The following is a 25,763-nucleotide window of genomic DNA, read 5'->3' as shown; positions in this document are numbered from 1 at the left end:
TATTTGTCAGAGACGTTCCATCGGAACGTCTCTACATGATTTTTTACCCAATGGATAGACTTAATGATTCGGTTCCAATTTTTGCATAACCTCACAAAGCTTAGAAATATAATACTTTAAACCAACTTCAGCCAAAATATAAATAAAATTCTATGTCTCACATCAAACGCCGTCATTTTCTCCAATTTTCTGCTTCTACTTTAGCAACACTGGGTTTAGGCAAATTAGATATTGTCTCACAAGGTAAGCGCTACGGGCAAGTGCTGGCACAGAATGCACCTCGCAAACTAGCGTTACTGGTAGGAATCAATGACTATCCTGGCACTTTGGCGCTGCAAGGTTGTGTAAATGATGTCAGGTTACAAAAAGAGTTATTAATTCACCGCTTTGGTTTTAAAGATGACGATATCAAGACGTTGAGCGATCGCCAAGCTACCCGCAAAGGTATTCTCACAGCTTTTGAAGAACACCTAATCAAACAAGCTAAACCTGGGGATGTAGTAGTGTTTCACTTCAGTGGACATGGTTCGCGAGTAGTAGATCCTGATCGTGATTCACCAGATGGACTCAACAGTACTTTTGTTCCGATAGATAGCCAATTACCACCTGGATTTCCTGTTTCTGGTGGCACAGTACAAGATATCATGGGACATACACTGTTTTTACTCATGTATGCGCTGAAGACAGAAAACGTTACCGTAGTGCTAGACAGTTGTCATTCTGGGGGTGGTACGCGGGGAAATTTGCGGGTGCGTTCCCGTGATGGTGGTTCAATCCTCCAACCTAGTCAAGAGGAACTTGAGTATCAAAAACAATGGCTGGGACGACTAGGACTTTCACAACAAAAGTTTATCGAACTGCGCAGAAAAGGAGTTGCCAAAGGAATTGTCATCGCTGCTGCCAGACGCGAACAACTTGCATCCGATGCATCTTTTAGTGAGTTTAATGCAGGTGCATTTACTTACGAATTGACACAGTATCTTTGGCAGCAAACTGGGGATGAACCTGTATCCAGAGCGATCGCCAATGTTGGTCGAAGTACAACAGAGTTAGCGAGGAAGAACGGAAACCTTCAAGACCCAGTATTAGAAGTTAATCTTAGCAAAGAAAATACCAACGCGCCTATTTACTTTACGCTCGCGCCTGCTCTTTCCGCTGAAGCTGTAGTAACTAAAGCTACAGGTAACTCTGTAGAATTATGGTTGGGTGGGCTAGATTCACAAAGTCTAGAAGCATTCAATAAAGGTGCTATTTTCACAGTTGTGGATGCTAAAGGTGGCGCACGCGGACTAGTAAAACTAGAATCCCGTCAAGGATTAATTGGCAAAGGCACACTACTAAATACTCCACAGCAACGAGTACAGCTACAGCCAGGAACGCTACTACAAGAACGCATTCGCAGCATCCCTGATGGTCTAACCTTAAAAATTGGTATTGATAACTCTTTTGACAATAACACCGCTCAGCAGACAACACAAGCCCTACAGGCGCTCAAGCGCATCGAACCCAAACCTTTAGGAACTGTTGAGGTGCAATATATTTTTGGTCGCATGACTCAAGATAGGTATGAGAAATTACAGAAAAAACAAGTATCCAATCTACCAGCAGTGAATAGTTTTGGTTTATTTTTACCTACCTTAGAGCAAATAATCCCTGCCTCCTTTGGCAATAGTAGCGAAACGGTGAGTGCTGCGGTGATACGGTTACAACCTAAGCTCAAGTCACTACTAGCAGCCCGAATTGTCAAGCAGGTGCTGGTTAATACTAATTCATCACAAATAAATCTGCGTGTCTCGATGAATATCGCTGGCAGCAAAGAGATAATTAGCGAAACTTTTCCTATTCGTGGTACAAACAAAGATGCTGTAGGTTCTAATCAAACATCAGTTTCGTCTGTAAAGTTTTCTAACTCTGGTGTCCGTCAATTACCGCTATCGACTGAAATTGCGTTCCTGGTTGAAAATAACGAGTCTCAACCTCTCTACGTCAGCATTTTGGTGATTGACGCCGAAGGAGAAATGACGGTAATTTTTCCTAATAATTGGTCAAGTTCAGAAAATGCTACATTGGTAGAGGCAAAACAGAAGCGGGTAATTCCTCAGGCTGATGATAAATTCAAACTGACTATCGGCAAACCCTTGGGATTTTCCGAGGCGTTAATTATTACCAGTACAACTCCTCTGCGAACTTCTCTCAAGGCATTGCAACAAATTGCTAAGTCGAGAGGAGTTGAAAATCGCAGCGCTCCAATTCCTGTGACGGATGAGCTTTTGGACGTTACCAACAATCTACTTGATGACTTGGATGCAGGCACTCGTAGCAATACTAATGTGGAAGGTATAGCACTTCCTGCTGGAGTTCGTGGTATAGATGTAAAAAAACTGGCAGCAATGGCGATCGCATTTGAAGTAGTTGAATCTTAAACCACATACGAGCGCTTATATAATAGAAGCTAAATGCTGTAGAAGGAGCAATGGCAGCCAAAGACCTATTCCATGATGCTGTAAAACAAGCACTTATAAAAGAACAGTGGATAATTACGGCAGATCCGCTGATCATCAAGATTGAGGGGGTGAAGTTAGAGATTGATCTAGCAGCAGAAAAAGTATTTGCGGCTGAAAAAGCAGGACGAAAAATCGCGGTTGAAATCAAAAGCTTTCTCAATCCCTCAGCAATTACAGATTTTCATTCAGCGTTAGGACAGTTTTTAAACTACCGCTTGGCATTACAGATGAGAGAAGCAGATAGAACTCTTTATTTGGCAGTTCCTATTGATACATTTGAATCCTTCTTTCAAGAACGATTTACTCAGGAAGCTATCAAAGTATATCAAGTTAAATTAATGATTTACGATCCACTTGAAGAGGTAATCATCGAATGGAAAGAGTAGAGGAGTATCGTAAAATTATCCGCCACCTGTTAACCTCTCATGCAAATCTTGAGTGTGGTAATTCACAATTGCAGGTGGAGAGTCAGCTTGTGTTTGATACAGAAAACAACCATTATCAACTTTTGGAAGTTGGCTGGGAGGGACTGAAGCGAGTTTACCACTGTTTTATTCATTTAGATATCAAGGATGGTAAAATCTGGATTCAGCGCAATATGACAGAGGCTGATCTTGCACAGGAATTAGTTGAGATGGGCGTACCTAGAGAGGATATTGTCTTAGGGCTACATCCAGCATATAAGCGTCCGTATACAGGATACGGGGTTGCTTAAGTAGAGACGTTCGCAAGTACGTCTCTAGTGGTGCTGCGTTCATTGAAGATTCTTGCTATTTTTCGCGCACAGATGCAGGCGTTACACCGTATAGGCGTTTGAAGTGGTAAGTGAAGTGACTTTGGTCAGCAAAGCCTACACTGTAGGCAACTTCTGCTAAACTCAAATCATCTTGCAACAACTGCTCGGCACGCTTGACTCGGCATTGAATGACATATTGGTGAAGCGTAACACCCATAGATTTCTTGAACAAACGGGCAAAGTGGTACTGGCTCTTACCAACTTCACTAGCGATCACTCTCAATGACAAATCTTCTGCTAAATTATCGTTGATATACTCAACTACTTGTCGCAACTTTGATTTAGGCAATCCCCCAGCATAATCTTGAATTTGGTGTTTTTTTGTGGTATGATACCGCAACAGATGAGCGCAGAGCGCATTTGCCATAGACTCAATATAAAGACGGCTACCCAACCCATCTGTTTGTAATTCTGCTTTGAGTGCCTCACCAATGCTGTGAATGAGGGGATCGTGTAACTTGAATTGCGGTAAAATTTCAATGCGATCGGCATCCACATATTCACGGGCAAAATGGGTAATGAACGCAGGTTCAACATATATATGAATGAACTCAGCTTTTTCATAAAGCTGTACAGTTCGATGTTGGTTGGCTGGAGTAATCGAAATTTCACCACTTTGGAATCGCTCAGTTTGAGAGCCACCTTTTAACATCCGCCGCTTCAAAACTGGACTTCCAGAGTGAATGCTGATAACATGCTGTGAAAAGCAATGTTCAGCAGTTCTACAAGCAGGTTGTTGGTATTGTGCAAAGTGAATATTGCTCCAGGATACCTTTTGGCTGGAGAGTAAAGGTACACGAGGGAAAATTTGCTCAATAGCACCTTTTATTGTCACATCAATGATTAAAGACTTGTCTGCTGGCATTGCTTTCATTAACTTATATGCAAATTAGAGGGAGGGCGTAAGCTCTATTCAGTAACGCCAGTAACCTCTTTTAGCTTGCTTAAAGAATAAATTTCCACCCTTCGACTCTCATCTGCTTTATCCTTTTGATATTGCTGTCCCAAGCCATAAGTGTCTGCGACATCAAATCCTTTTTCTTTCAGAATAGTTCTGATCTCTTCTGCTCTTTCAATGGATAAGCCTTTGTTGTACCGAACGCTACCTTGGTTATCAGTATGACCGATCAAAACCAAGGGATCTTCGTTCGATTGTTTATCCGCCCATTTAAGCAAATCGTCTCGATCTTTCTCACGAGGAATATTACTGTCTTTAGTGAAAAGTGCAGTATACAGAACACTATCTTTAAGCCCGTCGTATACCTCGTTTATGTTGTCAAACAAGGGATATTTTGGAGGTTCTCGATAGTCTTGAATATTTGACGTGGGGATAAAACCAGCATTTCGCAAAGTTACTTGCCCAGTCTCTGTTGTTGCATACTCATAAAGCAAATTTGCTATCTTAGTTTCTGGAGGTTTGTCCCCACTTATTGATGGAATATAAAAGTACAATTTACGAATCATTGCACAACGTCTATAGATTATGTTAGTAGGATTAGGTGCAAGATTTACTTCTGCACTTTCCTTTACTGGAACAATATGGACATCTGCATTTTTGTACTCTAGGAAAGAGTAGCTTAAATAACCAATAGCATTTTCATTCTCAGCCACTTTTTTCAACATTTCAATGTTAGTCTTAACTTTTTCTCCAGTAAGTTGATTTAATTTTAAATATTCCATCAGTTCTCTCGTCGTACCGGATGTATCATCTCTGCTGAAAACTGTCCAAGTCTTGTCCCTGCCACTAAAGATAGATTTAAGTTGTTCGCCATTTAGGGAGTCGGTGTTACTTTTACTTTTATTGACAATGATTGCTATGGCATCAGAGCCTATATATTTCTCTGCTAATTTGTCTCCATTTTTCTTGTAATCTGTTTTTGCGATATTAGTTGATGCCATGCTGATATCGCAGCGCTGATTTAACAACTGCTCAAAGCCGTCTTTTGTTCCTTTCGAGTCAACGTCGAAACGTAAACTGGAAATTTCCTCCGGAAAATCTGGCATACGCTGGTTCTTTGGCACATTTCTAAAATCTGCATCAACAGTTATATTTAGGTTCGTACCTGACTTTGTGGTGTCATATTTAGTAGTAATGCTAGCAGCACGATTCAATTTGGAGAACGTATCAAGGTATTGAAGTGCGAAATCTTCGCCAAGCGTAGTAGAGCCACATATCTTAACTGTTACTTTTGGTTCTAAAGGTTTAGGAAAACGAACTGGCATAAGCGCAATATAAACTACTCCTATGACGCTAGCTATTGCTATGAACCCGTAAAGACGCCGTTTAGATTTTTTAGTAAATATGAAAACTACGCTTACGATCAAAAGAAGGATGAAAATTATACTTATAATGGCTTCAATCTGGTGAGAAAAGAACCAGTTCCAGTAAGGATATAGCCAGATTGGGGTAACAATAACCCCGACGATCGCTATTAAGGAGGCTATGGTTTGTAGCCATGTATGAAACGACACGTTATGATTCATATTTGAGTATAAGATTGAAAATCTTTTTAAAACAAACTTGGTAATTTTGACTATGGTGGTAGTACAATTGGATATAATTTTTTATTGTGATTTTTATTACTATACTTGCTGTACGGTATTGGGAGGTTCCTGACGAGTAACTTTTCTAACCTCTGGAGTTATCACTTGCATTCTTAGCCGCAAAACCTATGGTTAATAACCAGCTTAGTAACGCTTATAGAAGCAATTGAGCAATTTTTTTTACAAGGTTAATTCTTATTTGTCTCATCTGTTTTTATTTTGAAATCTGACAATTCAATCACAGTTAAATTACGCAATTTTAATACTTTAAAGCTATAAATCTTACTTTTATTCTACTGATTTAGCCATTTGTACAACACTGTTGGATTTTGTGTTACAGTCTAAGTGTAGCGTAGTAATAGAATTTATTACGGAAAAATTTTAGAAACATGAGTTTTTTGTTTCGTTGTAAGTAAAATCTATTAATTGAGTATATTTACTATGCCTACTAGTTCCTACATATCAGCAAGAATTCCCCCAGAATTACTCAGACGGGTTGAAGAGTACGTGGAAGCCACTGGAGAATCGAAGACGGATGCTGTAGTCAAAGCACTTAAGAGTTATCTAGATTCTTGGGTAGCAACTCAAGACAGTAATTTGGAAGAAAGAGTCGAAAAGCTTGAGTACCGTAAGAGTGATAATTTTCGCGCTGAAGCGTTAAGGGAGCTTGCAGCACATATGCCTAAAGATTTGTTATCTGATGCATTAGAAGCAGCTCTTGACATAAAGAATGATTTTGCTCGTGCTAAAGCCTTAGGAGGAATAGCAGAATATTTACCAAAGGCATTGTTACCAGAAGCTTTAGAGGCGGCTCGTGACATAGAGAACGGTTTTGCTCGTGCTAAAGCCCTCAGAGGATTGGTAACTTATATGCCAGAGGTGTTGCCAGAAGCTTTAGAAGCAGCTCGTAGCATTGAAGATGCTTCTGCTCGTGCTAAAGCTCTAAGTAAGTTAGCATCTCATATACCAAGCATATTACCAGAAGCTTTAGAAGCCGTTCGCAACAATCATCTTTGATAGACGATGCTGATTAACACAGATGCACACAGATAAATTATCTGTGTTAATCTGTGTCCATCTGCGGTTCTAAAAATCTATTATTAATTTTACTCACTACTTTCGCCACATTTTTGAATTAGTTCTGCTATCACACCTGTCCAACCTGTTTGATGATTAGCACCCAAACCAGCGCCGTTGTCTCCATGAAAGTATTCATGGAACAAAATTAAGTCACGCCAATGGGGATTATTTTGAAACACCTCAATATCGCCAAAAACTGGTCTGTGTCCGGAAGAATCTCTCACAAAAATCCGACCTAATCGAGTAGACAATTCAACTGCCACTTCATTTAAAGTCATTTCTTTGCCAGAACCTGTTGGACATTCCACTTTAAATGAGTCGCCCATGTAGTGATGGAATCTTTGGAGTGATTCTATAATTAAGTAATTCATGGGAAACCAAATGGGACCACGCCAGTTAGAGTTACCACCAAATAAACCAATAGTCGATTCGGCTGGCTCGTAATCCACTTGGTATTCTTGATCGTTTACTCTCAGAACATAGGGCTGTTGAGCGTGAACTTTGGAAACAGAACGAATTCCATAAGGACTCAAAAATTCTGCTTCATCTAACATTGTTTGTAGAAGGCGACGTAATTTGTCTGAGTTGGTAATTGCTAGTAATCGGCGATCGCATTCCCCCAAACTTTGCATACAAGCGATACCCGAAGTTAAATCTGGTCGATTCTTGATAAACCAATCGGTGCGTCGCCTGAAGGAAGGCAGTTTTTCTAAGGTTTCTGGTTCCAGTGTTCCCACAGCAAACAGTGGTACTAACCCTACCATTGAGCGCACTTTCATCGGACAATGATGACCATCAGGGAAACGCAGTGCATCGTAGTAGAAGCCATCGGTTTCATCCCACAAAGCAATGTCGTTGTTGCCAATCCCATCCATTGCACTAGCAATGCGGAGAAAATGCTCAAAGAATTTGCTGGCGATGTCTTCATAAACTGGATCTAATGAAGCAAGTTCCAAGGCGATTGTCAGCATATTTATGCAGTACATACCCATCCAACTGGTTCCATCCGCTTGTTCTAGATACCCACCTGTAGGAAGTTCTGCACTGCGATCAAAAATACCGATGTTATCCATCCCGAGAAAGCCTCCCTGAAAGATGTTCTTGCCATCAGCATCTTTGCGGTTCACCCACCAAGTAAAGTTAAGCAGCAACTTTTGAAATACTCGTTCCAGAAAAAGCTGATCTTTACGACCGTAAATTTTTTGCTCTATATTATAGACACGCCAAGCCGCCCAAGCGTGAACAGGTGGATTAACATCACTCAATGCCCATTCGTAAGCAGGAAGTTGACCATTGGGATGCATGTACCATTCTCGCGTAAAGCGCATCAGTTGTCGCTTGGCAAAGCTGGGATCGATCATGGCAAGGGGGATGACATGAAATGCTAAATCCCAAGCTGCATACCAAGGGTACTCCCATTTATCGGGCATTGAGATTACATCATCATTAAATACGTGCAGCCATTGGGAGTTTCTACCCGTCAGGCGTGACTGTGGAGGTTGCGGTCCGTTTGGATCACCTTTGAGCCAGTCTTCTACTATATAGTAGTAAAATTGTTTGCTCCACAACATCCCCGCAAATGCTTGTCGTTGCACATTGCGTTCGTCTTCAGATATGGAATTGGGAGTAATGCGTTGATAAAATTCATTACTCTCTCTAATGCGATCGCCCAAAATACGATCAAAATTAGCTCCAAACGGCTCACTCCCACTTGGGGGGGTGTCAGAAAGTCGCAACTGCACAGTTTTAGTTTCACCTGGAGCAATTGTTAACACGTAATGAGCTGCAACTTTCGTGCCGATTTGATTGGGATTAACTGCTTCCTTGCGACCCTCTATTATATAATCGTTAATACCATCTTTAACATAAGGCGAAGCATTCTCAACTCCAAACAATTTGGCAAAATTTGTCTCATTTTCTGTAAATAGTAGCTCTGTCGCTTCGTGGCAATATAGCCATCTATTCCCCAGACTTGATTGAGAAGCTTCGATTACACTAAGATGGGGATCGGATTTCACAATTTTGACAAAAGGTTTTTCTACATTGTCAAACCAAGACCAAGTATTGCGAAACCATAAGGTTGGTAATAAATGTAGCGTTTTTTCCTCTGCTCCACGGTTGACAATGCTGACTTGAATTAAAATATCTTCAGGCGTATTTTTGGCATATTCAACGAAGACATCAAAATAGCGGTCTTCAGCAAATACACCTGTATCAAGTAATTCAAACTCTGGCTGTTGACGACCTCTGTTACGATTTTCTTCTATTAGTTGATTATAGGGAAAAGCTGCCTGCGGATATTTGTAGAGACACTTCATGTAAGAGTGCGTCGGGGTGTTGTCAAGATAAAAGTAGTATTCTTTGACATCTTCCCCGTGATTGCCTTGATTTCCTGTTAAACCAAAAATTCTTTCTTTGAGAATTGGATCTTGTCCATTCCACAAAGCAATAGCAAAACATAATCTTTGATGATTATCAGAAATTCCGGCAATACCATCTTCCCCCCAGCGATAGGCACGGGAACGGGCGTGATCGTGAGGGAAGTATTCCCAAGCGCTACCATCAGCACTGTAGTCTTCACGAACTGTACCCCATTGCCGTTCACTAAGGTAAGGACCCCAGCGTTTCCAGTAGGCGGTGCGATCGCTATCTTGTTGTAATCTTGCTTCTTCTTGAGTCATAGTAATTTTGGAGCCATAGATTTTAGATAATGGAATTGGTAATTGGCTTGTAGTGAGCAGTTAGTTGAAAATTCTGGTAACTGATAGTTACGTTAGTTAATAGTTTGTGTCCAACCACCATCTACGCGCAAGTTCGCACCATTAATGTAACCTGCTAGAGGACTGGAAATAAATGTAACGGCATAAGCCACATCTTCAGGAGTACCAAGACGATTAGCTGGGTTGCTCATTATTCCTTTAAGTATATTTGCCTTTATTTGTGCCAAGTTTGTACCCCAGCCTTGTGCCTCACCTATTTGCAACACGAGTTCATCAAAGCCTGCTGTCTCAATAGGACCTGGACTTATTGTATTGGCTGTGATACCTGTTCCCGCTAACTCTTTAGCTAAACTTACTGTCATGTTGATGTTGACAGCTTTAGTCGCGGCGTAATCGGGTTGCCCTCCCATAGGCTGTGTTCCCACAGCACTACCGATTTGGATAATACGTCCCCAACCAAGTTCTTTCATTTGTGGCACAAGAAGTTTAATCAAGCGCACCATTGAACCAACATTGGCGTTGTAAAGCTGTACCCATTGTTCTGCTGTAGTGTCCATCCAGCTGTGCATGGGGGCAGCACCAGCGTTGTTGATCAATATATCCACGCCACCAAGGGAAGACAGTGCTTTGTCAGCCACTGTTTTCGCACCTTCATCGGTGTCAAGTTCGCTCACAGCAGCGATCGCTTTACCACCATCTGCCGTAATTTCTTGAGCAACGCGGTTAGTTCTTTCTTCGCTACGACCATGTACAACAACACTGACTCCCTCCCGTGCTAGAGTTTTAGCGATGGCTTCACCGATGCCACTACTGCTGCCAGTTACTAAAGCTCTTTTGTTTTTGAGTTGTAAGTCCATTTTGGTTTTTCCTCTTATCTCATTAAAAGAATACGTAATTAAATGAACCATTAAGTGTCGATCAAAGGAGGCAGAGCCTCCGAAGGGCATTCCCAGGCGGAGCCTGGGAACGAGGGGGACGAGAAGTTGAGCGTTATACGTATCCGCCTCCTGCTTGGAAAGTATGTCCGGTAATCCACCGACATTGATCGCTGACAACAAACGCGATCACATCAGCGATATCTTCAGGTTGTCCCAAACGTTTGAAGGGAGAACGTTCAGATGCGGCTTTTGTATCATCACCAGAGTGTGCATACATATCGGTTTCCGTTGGTCCTGGCGAAACCGTGTTTACAGTGATGCCGCGATCGCCTACTTCCATTGAGAGAACCTTGCCCATCAATTCTACCGCCGCTTTACTGCCAATATAAAGACCAAAACCCGCTTGTGGACGCACAACTAAACCACTAGATATATTGACAATTCGTCCATTTTGATTTAACCGATGAGCTGCTTCCTTCATGCACAAGAATGTACCTTTCGCGTTCAACCCAAACACCTTATCAAAAGTTTTTTCATCCATTTCGGCAAGAGGTCCGACATCACCTGTTCCTGCATTGTTAACAACAATATCAAGCGAACCGAAATGTTGCTGCGTTTCCTCAAACAGTTTAGTAACGTCTTCGGCTTTACTCAAATTTGCCTGGATAGCGATCGCTTCCCCACCCTGCTCTTTAATTTTCTCCACAACATGGTCAGCAGCATCCTCATGCCCACCATAGTGAACCACCACCTTAGCACCATCTTGTGCCAGTCGTTCACACACAGCCGAACCAATCCCACCAGATCCACCAGTAACAATTGCCACTTTTCCTTCTAATGGTTTCATTGTTTTTCTTAGTTGTTGATTGTTAATTGTTGATTGTTCATTGCTAATAGCTAATTGTTAATTGTTCATAACCAGTCTTCCATTAACCATTAGCCATTAGCCATTAGCAGCCCAAACTAGTCTGCAAGTTGAAAACGCGACAACCTACTGCTCTTGATAATTCCAAAGCAACCCACCATCGACAAAAAAGGTAGAACCCGTGATATAATCAGCGTCTGAAGAAGCTAAAAAGGCGACTAAGGAAGCTACATCTTGGGGTTGTCCTAGCCTTCCCAAGGGGATATTCTTGAGTACAGCACTTAGCTTTTCTTTATCTTCCAACAAACTTTTGTTGATGGGTGTTTCAATTGCTCCTGGTGCAACATTGTTTACCGTGATCCCCAAAGGTCCTAGTTCCACTGCCAAGTTACGCATCATCATCTTCACACCACCTTTGCTAGCACAGTAGGAGGTGAAGTGAGGAAAGGGCAGTTCTTCATGTACTGAGCTAATGTTGATAATTCTTCCTGGACGCTTTGTCTCTCTTAGATGCTGGACGACAGCTTGCGTAGCAAAAAACACACCTTTAAGATTAACATTCAGTACATTTTCGTAGTCCTCTTCTGTCACATCCCAGAAAGAGGCATTCTTTTCCAAACCTGCGTTGTTCACTAAGATATCTAGCTTACCGAATTGTTGGATACCATCAGTAACCATGCGACGGATATCGCTAACTACACCCAAGTCTGCTTTGACAACTAAGCCTTTGCGTCCAGTTGCTTCAACTTTAGCTTTGGTTTCCTCAGCACCTTCTGCGTGAGAACGGTAGTCGATGATGATATCAGCACCTTCTTGAGCAAGACGAACTGCGATCGCCGCTCCGATTCCTTGACTGCTACCTGTTACTAACGCAACTTTACCTTCCAGTTTCATCTTCTTCTCCTTTTTCTTGTTTCTCTCGTTAAGCGCCTCCTCGTCCTCGTTCCCAGCCTCCGGCTGGGAATGCCGCCCTTGAGGCTCCGCCTCGCGACAAGAGTTTATTTAACCACCAATCGCGCTAGCTTCCATCCCCTCAAAGGCAGTATCGATTGATAAGAGTCGCCAAGCATCAAGTTCCTTTTTGACAGATTCCAGCTTTTGCTCGATCTCACCAACAGCATCTGCTCCTAGAGCCAATCTCAAGGGCGGGTTGTCGCTGTAAACAGCTTGGATCATTGCCTCTGCTGCTTTGTCTGGATCGCCGGGTTGTTTGCCGTCGTTCTCCTCAAGCCACTTGAGAAACTTACCGCTAGTGGAAGCGTAATCATCAATCAGATGCTCTGGGGAAGCAAGCGATCGCCCATTAAAGTCAGTACGAAATGCTCCCGGCTCAATAATTGTTACCTTGATTCCCAACTCTGCAACTTCTTTGGAGAGTGCCTCGGACAATCCCTCTAGGGCAAATTTGGTGGCACAATAGATTCCGCTACCAGCATAGGAAACTTGACCACCTACGGATGAAATGTTAAGAATATGACCGCTGCGACGTTGCCGCATAGAGGGAAGTACTGCCCTCATCATGCTCAGCGCCCCGAAGACGTTGGTGGCAAACTCGCGTTGAATATCGTCGTCACTGACTTCTTCTATAGCACCTACCGAACCAAAGCCTGCATTATTAACTAACACATCGATTTGACCAAAAGTTTCTATGGCTGCATTAACAGCATCATGCACTTCTTGGGAATTGGTGACATCAAGGCGAATGGCTTTTGCGGTTTCTGGATACTGATTAACGAGGTCATTTAGCTGCTCTGGTTTACGAGCAGTGGCGATGACGCGATCGCCGGATTTTAGGACAGCCTCTGTAAGCGATCGTCCGAATCCGGTTGAGCTACCAGTGATTAACCAAACTTTTGTGTTGTTAGCCATGTAGTTTTTGTATGTTGTTGCTATTCGTTACCTAAAATAAAGCGCTCAACTGCTTGAGCAAAACCCTCGTCTTCGTTAGAAGTGGTGACATAGTGGGCGGCATGTTGTACATCAGTACTGGCGTTGCCCATCGCAATACTTAAGCCGCTGTGTTGAAACATTGGCACATCGTTGGGCATGTCGCCAATTGTGGCAATTTCATCAGTGGGAATATTGAGAAGTTGCGAGAGGCGCTCAACTACTGCTCCTTTATTGGCACGGGGATGGGTGACATCCAGGTAGTAGGGCTGGCTGCGAGCCGCAGAAACTTGTTCGCCGCCACCGGAACTAGCACCAGCAAGGCAGGTGACTTGTTCGCTAAACTCTTGTTGCACGTCTTTTTCGCACTTTGCCACAGCATCTAAGTCATCGCTGACGCCAACAATTTTCACCACGTTGTCCATTAAGTCATCAAAGCTGGGAACGACGGTGGGCGAAAACTTGACTGTCCACTCTTCGCGATCAACGTGGGGACCATGCCGCTCATGTACAAACCAATCATTACCTCGATATACCCAGACATCTAGTTGATGATCGGCGATGATTTGTGCTACTCGCTTGGCGATCGTACTGGTCAACACATTCTGATCGATGATAGAGAAGTCTGGATTGAGGAACACTCCACCGTTGAAGGCAGCGATTGGGGCGCTTAGGTGCAGGGCATCAACTATCATCTTCATCCCCAACGGTGGGCGACCGCTAGTGATGGTGAAACGGATACCCGCCTCGTTAAGTTTGCTGACTGCATCACGGGCGCGATCTGTCAATACCTTTTGGCGGGTGACTAGTGTCCCGTCTACATCAGCAACCAGCAAGGAGATTTTTGATTGTTGAGTTTGTGGAGTTTTGTCCATGCTTTGATTTGATTTTAGAACTTGATGGTTAAACCGCTTTCTCAACCAATTTTTTTAAACGAAGATACGCTTCTTCTGGTGTCAGAGGTTCAGACTGGTTGTCACTGGGAATGTAAAATACCCAGTTATCAGGGTAATAATACACAGCAAAACTAGGAATTAAACGTTGTTCCAATGCCTTTTTCCCTAGTTCTTCGGCTCTTTTTTCCAAGGATATTTGGTCGTTGAACTGATAATCACTCATATATACTACGTGCGATGGGGGACTTTAACGTTTTTAAATATACATCTGTAATTAGGAACGTGAAAAAGTTTTCCTGTGAGAATTTCGCGTTTGCCAAAAGTCACCAAGCGGAAAACTCCAACAGCTAGGATTGCACCTAGAGGTGGTGCGATGCAGTAAAGCCATTGGTGTTGCCAAATCCCAGAGACTAGAGCAGGACCTATACTACGTGCTGGATTTAAACTTGTGCCAGAAATCGGAGATTCTTGCCAAACCATTGTTGCTACCAAAAGCCAGTTCATCAATGGAGTCCAGCGCATTAAACTATGACTGCTGACAAAAATAAAGATTGCCAACACCAGCAATCCTGTCATGATGACTTCTGCCAAAAACACATACCACAAAGGATAACCCAGACCTGGTAAAGTTACCCCATTATTTACACTAGCAGCATACTTTCCCCAAATAGCTACCAATAACGCTGCACCACCAATTGCACCAATAAATTGGGCAATAACGTATCCACAGATGTCATGACGATGCATTTTGCCTTGGAGCCAGAAGCCAAGAGTAACAGCAGGATTGATATGAGCGCCACTCAATTTACCCAAGGGTGAAATTGCCACTAATGAACCAGTTCCAGAAAACATTAGCCCTGTGATTAGAGTACGCAAACTCCTATTAGGTATGAGTTGTTCCATTGGTAAGCCTTGAGCAAAATTAAATACAACTGCACTTAGTCCGACAAAGACAAGAATTGCTGTTCCAAGTAGTTCTGCACCGTATTCTTGCCAGTGCAGTTGTGTCCACCATCTGGAATTTACCATGATTGTGTTTTACTCGTGCTGATACAAACGGATAATACTACTAGTTACCATATTTGCTTCATCTGAAGCTAACCAAGCAGTGTATCTGCCTACTTCGTCAGCAGTTAGCAGTTCTGGGCGTTCTTCCCCAGACTGTTTGCGAGTGGCAATCAGGCTATGGAGAACAACTTCGTTGATGCGCACACCACTGCCTTTGTTTTCCTGTATTAGCATCTGTGTGAGCATAATTTCTCCTGCCGCTGGAATACAAACCAAACCGTAGTTGGGAATAGCTTGATCGGCAGCACCACCACCGATGAGAGTGTAGGTGCTACCCCGTTGCAGTACGGGTAAGAATGTGCGTGCGGCAATAAAATGGGAGGTTAGGTTAGCGTCGAGCATCCGCTTCCAGTCATCTAACGATGTTTTTAACAACGGTATATCTTGATCCCATCTACCGTTGAGTGAAGCGACAACTGCATCTAAGTGTCCAATTTTAGCCAAAACTTGATCGCGTAAACTTTCGGCGCTGTCTGTGTCGCTCATATCTCCTACTACTGCGATAAAGCGATCGCACGCCAAATCGCCCAAGTTGCTGCGTAATTCTTCCAGGTTTTCCTGATGGCGCGACGGCACAGCTACTGTTGCCCCTTCGTTCAGAAAAGCCCTCACAATACCTTCACCTACACCGCCTGTACCTCCAGCAATGAAGGCGTTTTTACCATCCAACTTACCCATAGTTTGCTCCTTTTAATTAAATAAGTCTTCGCTCTTTATGTAAAACTCTGGATGGTTTATTTTTTGAGTGAATTTGGCAAATGACTCCAGTTTAGGGAAAAAATTGGTCTTAAAGTTCATCAATCTCGTTACTTCTTAACCTAGAAGACTCAAAGCCCTCTAGGAGAGAATTATTTTCTACATCATACTCTGAACACATTGACCTTAAGGAATAGATTTACGATGTGGTAATATCAATTTTGAATTCTATTGATACCTTAAAAGTATTAATAACCAGAGCATAAAAATGGAGTTTCGACAGCTACAATACTTTCTGGCTGTGGCAGAAGAACTGAACTTTAGTCGAGCAGCGAAAAAATTGAAGATTGCGCAACCACCGTTGACAAGGCAAATCCGTAAGCTTGAGCAAGAGTTGGGCGTAGAACTCTTCTTGCGTAACAATCGCCGCGTTGAAATGACAGAAGCAGGCAAAGCCTTTCTAGAAGAGTCGCGTCGTACTCTGGAGCAGGTTGAACACAGTATGCGGGTGGCACAGGGTGCAAGTCGTGGTAAAATAGGTCGCCTCGTCGTTGCTTTTGAAGGTTCTTCTGCTTACGATATTGTGCCTGCATCGATCAAAACCTATCGTGAGCGCTTTCCTGACGTTGAACTTGTCGTGCTGGGAATGACTACTCATGAGCAGGTGCAAGCATTACATGCAGGTGCGATTAGTGTTGGATTTGTTGTGCCACCACTCAAGGGGAAGGAAAAAGAACTGGTTGTTGAAGCTGTTTTACAGGAACCTCTAGTTCTGGCTTTACCAGAAAATCATCCCTTGGCAAGCCAATCAAAAGTGAAAGTGCGATCGCTTGCCAACGAACCCTTTATCATGGCACAACGCGAAAGTGGCTGCGGAATGTACGATCAAGTGATGGCAATATGTTTACGGGCTGGTTTCAGTCCGAAAGTGACTCAAGAAGTCAACGAGATGCAAGTCATGCTGGGTTTTCTGGCAGCAGGGCTGGGAATTGCCCTGCTATCTGCCTCTGTCAAACAGTTTCAACGACCGGGTGTTGTCTACCGCGAACTGCAACCATCATGTCCAGAGGTAGCACTAGCGGTACTTTGGCGACGAAATGACACCTCACCCGTGCTACATGCATTTCTCGATGTCGTGAGGGAATTAAAATCTTACAATCAACAGTTAACTGTTAACTGTTAACTGTTAACTGTTAACTGCACTTTAAGCTAAATCAAAAAGTAGGATTTCTGCGCCGATGTTGGTGCTAATTTCCAGTTGTTCTTCCCCGTTAATTTGCACCCCATCGCCTGCTCTGAGTTCCTCACCATTCAAAATTGCTACGCCTTGAGCTATTTGCAACCAAGCATAACGATTGGGTTGGACTTGGTAATTAATAACATCTCCTTCTGCCAAAACAGAAGTGTACAAATCTACATCTTGGTAAACTTTTACAGCACCATCGCGTCCATCTTTTGCAGCAATTAAGCGCAATTTACCGCGCCTTTCTTCTAAAGAAAAAGCTTTTTGTTCGTACCTTGGTTGTATTCCTTGTTGATTGGGAAGAATCCAAATTTGTAGGAAATGGACTGGTTCTGTTTTAGAATGGTTGTATTCGCTGTGCATAATGCCAGTACCAGCACTCATAATTTGTGCTTCACCTGGACGAATCACAGAACCATTCCCCAAGCTGTCTTTATGCTCGATCGCACCTTCTAAAACATAGGTGAGGATTTCCATGTCTTTATGACCATGAGTACCAAACCCAGCGCCCGGTGCAACGCGATCGTCATTAATTACCCGCAAAGAGCGAAATCCCATGCGGTTGGGATCGTAAAAATTACTAAAGGAAAATGTGTGGTAACTATCAAGCCAACCAATTTGTGTATGACCGCGTGCATTTCTATCATGAATTAGATGAGTTTTCGTATTGCTAGTCATAGGTTGTGCCTCCGATTAATAACTAGTGTTGCATCTATTTCTCAACTATCTTAATCTTAAAGTATGTACAGATAAAATGAAAAGTACGCACTAAAAAGTGCTATACTTACCAAAAAGATACTACTTAACTGATGGATAGATATTCATAAACAAGGCTCTTGTTTAACTAGTATGGCAAAAGATAGATTTCATAATGTTGTCAGAACTGCCTTAGAAAAAGAAGGCTGGAAGATTACGGCTGATCCTTATGAAATTAATGTGGATGATGTAGATTTTGAGATTGATTTAGCAGCGGAGCGGCTCTTGGCGGCAGAGCAAGAGGGGCGAAAAATCGCGGTGGAGATTAAAAGTTTTATTAGTTCATCCAATGTTTCAGAATTTCATACTGCCTTGGGACAGTTTTTAAACTATCGGGATGCTTTAGAAAAAATTGAAAGCGATCGCCAACTTTATCTAGCGGTTCGTTTGCCAATTTATGAAACTTTATTTCAAAGAAGGTTCATTGCGGCAGCAGTTGAGCGATATCAATTGCGTTTGGTAATTTACGATGTGCAACGGGAGGTTATTCATCAATGGCTGTAGAACAATATCGGCAATATATTCGGCAAATTCTTTCCGAACGACGAGAGCGCTCTTCAAGGCAGCAAAGAAATGCTGAAGAATACGAGGTGCAAACAATTTTCGATTCCGAGCAGGATCACTACCAACTACTTTATGTCGGCTGGCGTGGAAATAAACGTGATTTTGGTTGTATCCTACATCTTGATATTAAGGATGGGAAAATCTGGATTCAGCATGATGGTACAGAAGAGGGAATTGCCAATCGGTTAGTTTCTATGGGAGTACCTAAGCAAGACATTGTTTTAGCATTTCACGAGCCTTACATACGTCAATTTACTGACTTTGGCACGGGCGTATCCGTATAAAAATTAATAAAGAAAATAGACATCAACCGAATTTAAACGTGTACAACCAATCCTTGTATGAACGATGAGGGAACGTCTCTACATTATTGAACGAGTGGTTGTGTAGCAACTTTTTCTAACCCAATCTCTTTGAGTAGGCTCTTCCAGTATTCTGCTAGTGCTGGATCTTGAGGGTTGGCTTGGCGGAGTTCTGCTAGGGTTGTTAGGGTATCATACCAAATGCCAGAAAGTGCGTAAATTGCTACTTGTTGCGTTGGGGAGGCGTTTTTGAGCCGTTCACGCGATGTCGCATCTAAATTTACTCGCTGCACCCAGCCTTCCACATAATCCAACGTTACTGTTTGCTGAGGATTACATTTGCGCCTAACTTTGAAGAACCAGTGATAAGGCTTGTCAACTTCTAAAGATGTTGTGGTATTTTTGAGCTGCACGCGGACAATGCCAGATTGTGGGGGTATTGGGACATTTGTACGGTAAATTGTTTTGTTGTTGTCAGTTTGCAAAACAAACTCGATCGCCTGAATGAATGATTCGTTTTCGGGAACATAGAACCAAAAGCTCGGCTGTTGTGCACTAGTTAAACCCCACACCTGCGTAATCTTAGTATCTCCTTTGCCTAAGCTTAAGTTTTGTTCATAGCTTGGCACCAAAGCTGTTAAGGGCAAACCAGAAGTACACTCTCCCCGTGAGGCTCCCTCCCCTCGGTTTCCTGGTGCGCCTCTATCTTGTGGTGGAGGGGGTGGGTTAAAGCGAATTGGCACTGCTGAAGTTGCCTGTAGCACTATTGGATTGCTAAGGTAGCCCATCAGAACCAGGGGGAATATTAAAGCTAGTTGCACAAAAGAGCGTTTCATAGCTCATACCCAAGCAGTTTCTATTAACATTTGTTTTTCAAATGAGACCATCTGTCTGTTAATTAATCGGGTGTTGGTTAGGAATTTACGCAACCAACAGAGAAAATTTAATATTTCTTGACATAATTTTCTTGATTCCTAATTAAAGTATAAGAAAATACAACAAATTAACATCATTTACACCTTTTGATATAATAGATGATGCTAATACTACTTAGAAGGGCTATACCAGAGGGAACAAGCGGTATCCAAGCGCCCCAAACAATTAAAAAGACTTGGCAAGTTCCGTAGAGAATGATGATGGTAGCGAGAGTGGCAATTCCAAGATAGAGTAGCTTTCGGATGTACCAAGCCAGTAAACCACCTGTCAAACACCATGCCCAAATCCAGATTGTTTCCTGCCACACCGACAAGGAACATAGCAGCACTCGTCCTTCAAGCGCTGCACTTAGCAATTGACTAATCATTTGCGCTTGCAGGATCACGCCCGGTATTTTCTGAATCGCACCAGAGGAAGTCGCGTAGGGCGTGAATGAGGAGTCTTGGAAGCTTTCAGCCGTTGTACCAATGAGAACAATTCGGTCTTTTACTGCACTGGCGTTTACTTTACCCGCAAGTACCTCTGCCAACGTCACCTGTGGAACGAAATTCAGTGGTGAATTATATGAGCGGTAATTCAACAAAATTTGGTATCCTGAAGCATCAATGCCCTGATATCCACTGGTATGAGCTTCGATGGGTTTGAAGGTAGTCTTGCCCAATTTCCAAGCACCATCAGTGGTAAATTTCAGTGAAATATTCTCAGCAGCTAAGTAGCGCAGTGCTAGTTGTACGTTGAAGGCGTAGGTAGCACTACAAGGGGATGAGGGTGGTGGTGTCATTGATAGGAGATGGCGACGAACAACGTTATCGGCATCAACTACCAAGTCACTAAAGCCTAAGCGATCGCTCATTACTTCTTGTGGTGGCGAAATACCAGGTTTACTAGACTGAGGATCGCTAACTCGACAAACTGCAATTAGGCTCGCGCTCTTTTTCATTCGGTTTGCCAATTCTGGTAATCGCCTCACGGCATAATCCCGGTAGATATCCAATCCAATTACTCGTGGTTGATATGCTTCCAATTTCTCCAACAATTGGAAGAGCGATTCATCTGAGAGAGAACCTCGGCGTTCCTCCGGAGACTGTGATTGCACATCTTCTTCAGTAATCGTTACAACCAACAAGCGAGTCTCAGGCTTTTCCTGTGGGCGTTGCCGCAGCAGTTGATCGAATGCTTGTAACTCCAATGGCTGAAGCATTCCTAAATAGCGCACACCCATCACTAAAAGTGCGATCGCCATACTCGCACAACCCACCCAGAGAAGATGAAGTTTTGACTTTGATTGCCGGGTGTCGGGGTGTTGGGGTATCGGGGTGTCGAGACTTACCGCCCCCCCACTCCCTTTCTCCCTCTCTTCCTTTCTCCCTCTCTCCCTTTCTCCCCCTCTCCCCATCAACTCCTGCCAAGTAGGTGGTACCTCCGCCGGATTCTGGTAAATTACAGGCAACCAACTTGCGCAGGGAAATTGCCCCTCTAAACCTTGCAGTCTTTCCCTTGCCTCGCGCACTGCTAAATAAAGTGATTTGCCCAGAGCATACGCCTGTAAGAAATGTTTGAGAAATGTCTGTGCTACCCGATCTGGTACAGGTTCACGCATAACAATCAACTGCGGAATCTGCAATATCGCCAATTCTCTTGCTAATCCTAAACCATCACACGAGTTGAAAATAGCTAACTTTAAACCGCGAGCAACTGCATTCTTCAACCCATACTTTAACTGGCTAATTGTCAAACTCTCAGTTTGGTTAATATAAATATTACCCTTATCTCCTGCGCCTGAACTAGAACTATGTCCCGCGAAAAAGAGAATATCCCAATTTTGCTCCCAAAGACTATCTGTTAAGTCTTTTCGCTCTGGCTCAACCAGAAATTTAACATCAGAATCGGGCAATTGCTCTAGAATGCCACGATCTGTATCGATGTCAATTCCCGTGCTATCACCCAAAATCGCCAAGATTTTGACAGTTGTATTTGGTGTTGAGAGGCTTAGCTGTTCGTAGCTGGGGGCGCTTACAGCAATTTCTGCGTTTGTGTAGCGCTCCATCAAATCCCAAAGATGCCAAGGTAGGTTTTGAAGTTGATAATCTTCTGTTTGAAATATCACGCGAATTTCTTCAGATGTCCGCAGTTTTTCCAGCCATTTCTCACGGATGGGGCGAAAGGATTCGGATTGTAGCCAACAGTTCAGGCGTAAGCGTAGGTGTTCGGCTGGTTGCGTACACTCTTCAATAGAAACTTGTGGCATGGGCTTTGGTAGCCCAATCGGACGAGCGGAAAAATCCAGGCTGCGATAAATTGCTTGCCAACGATTAAAATTCAGTAGCAATTCTAGGTTTGGCGGAAGTTCTCCGATGACTTCGCTCTGAGGGCGGCTGTTTTCCTCACTAATTTGAAGTATCACTGGAAACCCTTTTTCAAAGCTTCCTTGGATAAACTTCAAAACGACTAACTTAGCCATTGTCATTTGTTTACCATCTAGTACAGTTAGAATTTTAATCAGTATATTTATTGCTTTATTCTATCTAGAAAAAATAACTTTATACAACACATCTTTCGGAGAAGGGTATTGATCCCTATACTTACTTCATATAACCACCTTTTATCTTTATGCAGATCTAGTCATAAAAGTTAATTTTTTAGTTTAGGTTTGCTTTTCTAGAAATCTCGAATTTGTATTATTGATTATGTTAAAAACAAAGTTGAGCAATAAAGCTTTTTAAAAAACTCAACTTTCACAAAAAAACTCATGCAATCACGGCAGGGTATAATCGAAATCTTTTCCACTTTTGTACAATTTGAAGGAGATGTTTTCAGCCGTTGGGTGAGCGATCCCAAACTAAGACGCAGTATGCTCAATTGTCTGTTGAAGTCGAATCAAGAGGAAACAGAAGCGTTTTGGGCAATTTACTGGCATCGCATCTGGCATCAACAAGCCAGTCAACTCGCTGCCGCCCATATTTCAGCTTATTTGCAGGAAGTGTGCTACTGGGTGGCGAGAAAAATGAAGATGAATCTGCCGGGTAAATATTCTGTGGCAGACTTTTTCCAAACGGCGATAGCTCGGATTGACAAAGTTCTCAAGGGCTTCAACCCGCAGTTGAGTTCCAATTTGAAAATTTATGCTGAATACGCTTTTAGCAATGTGATCAAAGATTGGTTACGCAAGCGTCAAGAAGTTGACATGTGTACCGACTGGGGATTGCTGCATAAACTCAGTCAAAAGCGACTGGTGGAGTCTCTACGGCAAGCTGGGTATAACTCGTCAACTATTGCGAGTTACGTACTCGCCTATCTCTGTTTTCTCCAACTCTATGCGCCCAATGATGCTGCAACTGCTCACAAATTGGTGAAACCGGATAATGCGACATTACAGGCGATCGCGAAACTTTACAACACCGAACGTCTAAGTCGGTTGAATTCTCCTACTCCAGTGTGTACTCCAGAAAGTTTAGAAACCTGGCTACTTGCTTGTGCTAAAGCCGTGCGTTCCTTTCAATATCCAACTTCTGTTTCAATTGATACTCCTCTACCTGGGCAAGAGACGGGTGAATTGCTCGACATAATGACAGGAAACTTTCAGGAATCAGTGTTGACGGAAATTATTGCCCAAGAAGAAGCAGAAACCATAGCGGCGCGGAGTACGCAAATTAAGGCAGTGTTAAGTGATGCGCTCCGCAAATTAGACACCAAGGAACAAGCGCTCTTGCAAGCTTATTACCAGCAAGGATTGACTCAGCAGCAGATTGCTCAACAACTAGGGGTAAAACAATATACAGTTTCTCGCTCTTTAACTCGAGTTAAACGTACTTTGTTGTTGGCGTTGGCTGAGTGGAGTCAACAAAAATTGCATACTCCCCTCAAATCTGACGTAATCGACAGTATGAGCAATGCTTTAGAGGAATGGCTGGTAGCTCACTATTGCTCTCCCCTTGTGTCGTCTTCAGAGGATTCCCACCATGACTTTTAATACACCAGCATCTACCCCAATTCCAGATCGACTATCTTTGGAAATTCCGCCTTCTTCTCAGGAATCACAATTCTCCACGTCTGGCGCAAGCTGGCGTGCCCGGATCAATCAAATGTGTTTAGATGCATTTTTGTCTTGGTTGAGGGAGGAGCAAGTACGATATGCAATCTGGACTCAAATAGCTGCATTGCCTAGCTTTTGGGAATTTGTGAATGGAACAGCGATTGATTGTGTTGGGATGCGACTGGTATTAATTCCGACAACGGCAATCGATTTGGGAGAGTTGCGCGTACCCCAGGAATGGGTGGATATTCCCAGTTGGGTTGCTGACTATTATATAGTAGTACAGGTTAATCCGAATGGTGGTTGGGTGACGATTTTGGGATATACCACCCATCGGCAATTGAAAATGGGTGTGTATGATGCAGGCGATCGCGCTTACTGTTTGGATGAGAATGACCTGATACAAGACATTAATGTGTTGTGGATTGCCCGTCAACTTTGTCCGGAAGAAATTTTACGTGAGTCAGTGTCTCCTTTACCGATGTTACCTTTAGCACAGGCAAATAACTTACTGGAACGGCTGGGCAATCCTGCAGTTGTCTTTCCCCGTTTAGCAGTTCCATTTGAACTTTGGGGTGCATTACTGGAGCATGGAGGTTGGCGACAGCAACTGTACGAGCGACGACAGGGGTTATCACAACAGTGGTCGATTCAGCAGTGGTTACAAGCAGGAGTGTCTAATTTAGCACAACAAATTGGCTGGGGAATTACACAGATGCAATTTGTCCCTCATGGTGTGCGCAGCCGTCCAAGTGAATCAGGTATAAGCTTGTCTCGACGGTTGACGATTGCTGGTAATTTCTACGATTTGAGAGTTTTTCCTAGAGGTAATTTAGAAGACAACATATGGCGGTTTGAGTTACGGAATGCAAATCCAAATGAAATGATACCAGCAGGATTTAAACTTAGATTGTTAACCGAGGATTTGCAAACTTTTGCTAATAACGAGGATACTGCAACAGAGGCGATCGTACAACTTTATGTTGATGTAGTGCTGGAGCCAGGAGAAGGTTTGGTGTGGGAAATTGAACCAGCACCAGATGGGTATGACCGAGAAATCCTGCGGTTTTGAATGACTATATTTCCGATTACAAAACCCTTGATGCTGTTATACTACTTTTTGGTAAGAAAATTTTTCCTACTATAAGTAGCTACCATGCAAGTAGAAAAAATATCGGTGTCGTTGCCAGCGCCCTTAGTTCAATTTGTAGAGGCGTATAAATCCCTACATAAAAAGAAGACGCGCTCAGAGGTGATAGAGGAAGCAGTGAAGTTGTTGAGAGAGCAAGAGCTAGAAAAGGCTTACAGGGAGGCAAACCAAGAGATAGATGAAAGTTGGGATATAGTCGTTGCAGACGGACTGACAGATGAAACGTGGTGAAATATACTATGCCAATCTCAGTCCAGCAGTAGGCTCTGAAACTGATAAGCGCCGTCCAGTTTTGATAGTCAGCAATGACATTAATAACCGTAATGCCACAGTAGTAACGATTGTTCCTCTAACATCAAATGTTAGTCGCGTATATCCGTTTGAGGTTTTGGTTTCCCCAGAGGAGAGCGGATTGCCAAAGCCGTCTAAGGTACAGGCTCAACAAATTAGAACGATTTCCAACCAGCGCCTTGAAGGTGAGGCGGTGGGAAAGCTTTCTGATGAATTGATGCAGCAAGTGGGAAATGCGATAAAACTCCATCTTGCTATGGAGGACAGCTGATGCCACCAAGGCAAATTTTTCGGATTGGCAGCAGTCTACCAACGGAAGGCAACCAGTGAGTAAACCAACCCTTGAGAAAACCGGATTTGAATTGAGAAATTCTGACACACCCGCTTTAGGGGTAAGAAACTGTAACTTAATTCCGTAATCATTACTACTCATTGTTATTCAAATCAGAGTAGCTTTTTCATACAAGTTCTGTTTTTTTACGGTTTTTCCTCGCATGTACTTTCTGTTGCCACTGGTTTTGCTTCCCCATCTGTGTGGTTTCCCGTCTGCTCAT

The 25,763-nt window shown here is 43.0% G+C and carries 25 protein-coding genes; 11 read left to right on the top strand and 14 right to left on the bottom strand.

What is annotated here, in order from left to right:
- Nucleotides 1-152: 152 nt before the first annotated feature.
- From ICL16_RS19980 to ICL16_RS19970, 3 genes are read left to right on the top strand one after another with little or no spacing between them, the layout of a single operon-like run.
- The gene (locus ICL16_RS19980) at nt 153-2,423 is read left to right on the top strand and encodes a caspase family protein (protein WP_190831087.1); all 2,271 of its coding nucleotides are present in this window, start codon (nt 153-155) and stop codon (nt 2,421-2,423) included.
- Between the two features lie 50 nt (nt 2,424-2,473).
- Nucleotides 2,474-2,890, top strand: coding sequence for a XisH family protein (locus ICL16_RS19975; RefSeq protein ID WP_190831085.1), 417 nt, complete (start codon nt 2,474-2,476; stop codon nt 2,888-2,890).
- The gene (locus tag ICL16_RS19970; protein ID WP_190831083.1) at nt 2,878-3,219 is read left to right on the top strand and encodes a XisI protein; all 342 of its coding nucleotides are present in this window, start codon (nt 2,878-2,880) and stop codon (nt 3,217-3,219) included. Before ICL16_RS19975 ends, ICL16_RS19970 begins: the two co-directional genes overlap by 13 nt.
- Nucleotides 3,220-3,274: 55 nt before the next feature.
- Here the strand turns inward: ICL16_RS19970 and ICL16_RS19965 are convergent, their stop codons facing one another.
- Together ICL16_RS19965 and ICL16_RS19960 are read right to left on the bottom strand one after the other, a co-directional pair.
- Entirely contained in the window at nt 3,275-4,165 is an 891-nt protein-coding gene (locus ICL16_RS19965) for a helix-turn-helix domain-containing protein (protein ID WP_190831081.1), read from the bottom strand.
- A 44-nt stretch (nt 4,166-4,209) separates the two neighbouring features.
- Nucleotides 4,210-5,523, bottom strand: coding sequence for a substrate-binding domain-containing protein (locus ICL16_RS19960; protein ID WP_190831079.1), 1,314 nt, complete (start codon nt 5,521-5,523; stop codon nt 4,210-4,212).
- Nucleotides 5,524-6,285: 762 nt separating this feature from the next.
- On the opposite strand from ICL16_RS19960, the gene ICL16_RS19955 reads away from it, so the two are divergent.
- A complete protein-coding gene (locus ICL16_RS19955) occupies nt 6,286-6,861 on the top strand; it encodes a ribbon-helix-helix domain-containing protein (protein WP_190831077.1) in 576 nt (191 codons plus the stop codon).
- An 89-nt stretch (nt 6,862-6,950) separates the two neighbouring features.
- On the opposite strand, the gene ICL16_RS19950 is transcribed toward ICL16_RS19955, so the two are convergent.
- From ICL16_RS19950 to ICL16_RS19910, 9 genes are all read right to left on the bottom strand, one after another.
- Nucleotides 6,951-9,605: an MGH1-like glycoside hydrolase domain-containing protein gene (locus ICL16_RS19950; protein ID WP_190831075.1), complete on the bottom strand. Its 2,655-nt coding sequence runs from the start codon at nt 9,603-9,605 to the stop codon at nt 6,951-6,953.
- Nucleotides 9,606-9,697: 92 nt separating this feature from the next.
- Nucleotides 9,698-10,501, bottom strand: coding sequence for an SDR family NAD(P)-dependent oxidoreductase (locus ICL16_RS19945; protein ID WP_190831073.1), 804 nt, complete (start codon nt 10,499-10,501; stop codon nt 9,698-9,700).
- A gap of 133 nt (nt 10,502-10,634) precedes the next feature.
- Nucleotides 10,635-11,369: a glucose 1-dehydrogenase gene (locus ICL16_RS19940; protein WP_190831071.1), complete on the bottom strand. Its 735-nt coding sequence runs from the start codon at nt 11,367-11,369 to the stop codon at nt 10,635-10,637.
- Between the two features lie 144 nt (nt 11,370-11,513).
- The gene (locus ICL16_RS19935) at nt 11,514-12,281 is read right to left on the bottom strand and encodes a glucose 1-dehydrogenase (protein WP_190831069.1); all 768 of its coding nucleotides are present in this window, start codon (nt 12,279-12,281) and stop codon (nt 11,514-11,516) included.
- Between the two features lie 108 nt (nt 12,282-12,389).
- Nucleotides 12,390-13,256, bottom strand: a complete 867-nt coding sequence (locus ICL16_RS19930; RefSeq protein WP_190831066.1) for an oxidoreductase — start codon at nt 13,254-13,256, stop codon at nt 12,390-12,392.
- A gap of 20 nt (nt 13,257-13,276) precedes the next feature.
- Nucleotides 13,277-14,149, bottom strand: coding sequence for a Cof-type HAD-IIB family hydrolase (locus tag ICL16_RS19925; protein ID WP_190831064.1), 873 nt, complete (start codon nt 14,147-14,149; stop codon nt 13,277-13,279).
- 28 nt (nt 14,150-14,177) lie between these two features.
- A complete protein-coding gene (locus ICL16_RS19920; protein ID WP_190831061.1) occupies nt 14,178-14,393 on the bottom strand; it encodes a hypothetical protein in 216 nt (71 codons plus the stop codon).
- Between the two features lie 5 nt (nt 14,394-14,398).
- Entirely contained in the window at nt 14,399-15,199 is an 801-nt protein-coding gene (locus tag ICL16_RS19915; protein ID WP_190831059.1) for an MIP/aquaporin family protein, read from the bottom strand.
- 9 nt (nt 15,200-15,208) lie between these two features.
- Nucleotides 15,209-15,916 carry an SDR family NAD(P)-dependent oxidoreductase gene (locus ICL16_RS19910; protein WP_190831057.1) on the bottom strand — a complete coding sequence of 236 codons (708 nt, stop codon included), beginning with the start codon at nt 15,914-15,916 and terminating at the stop codon, nt 15,209-15,211.
- A gap of 286 nt (nt 15,917-16,202) precedes the next feature.
- Here ICL16_RS19910 and ICL16_RS19905 point away from each other — a divergent pair, with 286 nt between their 5' ends.
- Entirely contained in the window at nt 16,203-17,117 is a 915-nt protein-coding gene (locus ICL16_RS19905) for a LysR family transcriptional regulator (protein WP_190831055.1), read from the top strand.
- A gap of 21 nt (nt 17,118-17,138) precedes the next feature.
- On the opposite strand, the gene ICL16_RS19900 is transcribed toward ICL16_RS19905, so the two are convergent.
- A complete protein-coding gene (locus tag ICL16_RS19900; protein ID WP_190831053.1) occupies nt 17,139-17,855 on the bottom strand; it encodes a pirin family protein in 717 nt (238 codons plus the stop codon).
- Nucleotides 17,856-18,026: 171 nt separating this feature from the next.
- Between ICL16_RS19900 and ICL16_RS19895 the strand changes: the two genes are divergently transcribed.
- On the top strand, nt 18,027-18,437 hold the full coding sequence (locus ICL16_RS19895; protein WP_190831051.1) for a XisH family protein: 411 nt from the start codon (nt 18,027-18,029) through the stop codon (nt 18,435-18,437).
- Complete coding sequence (locus ICL16_RS19890; RefSeq protein ID WP_190831049.1) at nt 18,428-18,781, top strand: XisI protein; 354 nt, start codon at nt 18,428-18,430, stop codon at nt 18,779-18,781. Before ICL16_RS19895 ends, ICL16_RS19890 begins: the two co-directional genes overlap by 10 nt.
- Before the next feature lie 83 nt (nt 18,782-18,864).
- Here the strand turns inward: ICL16_RS19890 and ICL16_RS19885 are convergent, their stop codons facing one another.
- On the bottom strand, nt 18,865-19,635 hold the full coding sequence (locus ICL16_RS19885; protein ID WP_238360859.1) for a DUF928 domain-containing protein: 771 nt from the start codon (nt 19,633-19,635) through the stop codon (nt 18,865-18,867).
- Nucleotides 19,636-19,808: 173 nt separating this feature from the next.
- Entirely contained in the window at nt 19,809-22,196 is a 2,388-nt protein-coding gene (locus tag ICL16_RS19880) for a CHASE2 domain-containing protein (protein WP_190831048.1), read from the bottom strand.
- A gap of 288 nt (nt 22,197-22,484) precedes the next feature.
- On the opposite strand from ICL16_RS19880, the gene ICL16_RS19875 reads away from it, so the two are divergent.
- The 4 genes from ICL16_RS19875 (at nt 22,485) to ICL16_RS19860 (ending at nt 25,480) form a co-directional block, all read left to right on the top strand.
- On the top strand, nt 22,485-23,705 hold the full coding sequence (locus ICL16_RS19875; protein WP_190831046.1) for a sigma-70 family RNA polymerase sigma factor: 1,221 nt from the start codon (nt 22,485-22,487) through the stop codon (nt 23,703-23,705).
- A complete protein-coding gene (locus ICL16_RS19870) occupies nt 23,695-24,840 on the top strand; it encodes a DUF1822 family protein (protein WP_190831044.1) in 1,146 nt (381 codons plus the stop codon). The genes ICL16_RS19875 and ICL16_RS19870 overlap by 11 nt, the downstream gene beginning before the upstream one ends.
- Before the next feature lie 105 nt (nt 24,841-24,945).
- Nucleotides 24,946-25,149: a ribbon-helix-helix domain-containing protein gene (locus tag ICL16_RS19865; protein ID WP_337907087.1), complete on the top strand. Its 204-nt coding sequence runs from the start codon at nt 24,946-24,948 to the stop codon at nt 25,147-25,149.
- Nucleotides 25,136-25,480: a type II toxin-antitoxin system PemK/MazF family toxin gene (locus ICL16_RS19860; RefSeq protein ID WP_190831039.1), complete on the top strand. Its 345-nt coding sequence runs from the start codon at nt 25,136-25,138 to the stop codon at nt 25,478-25,480. Before ICL16_RS19865 ends, ICL16_RS19860 begins: the two co-directional genes overlap by 14 nt.
- The last annotated feature ends 283 nt before the right edge of the window (nt 25,481-25,763 follow it).

The organism is Iningainema tapete BLCC-T55, from assembly GCF_014698965.1.
Taxonomy (GTDB): Bacteria; Cyanobacteriota; Cyanobacteriia; order Cyanobacteriales; family Nostocaceae; genus Iningainema; species Iningainema tapete.
The sequence above is the reverse complement of the archived record's forward strand: the minus strand, read 5'-3'. Positions and strand labels throughout refer to the sequence as shown.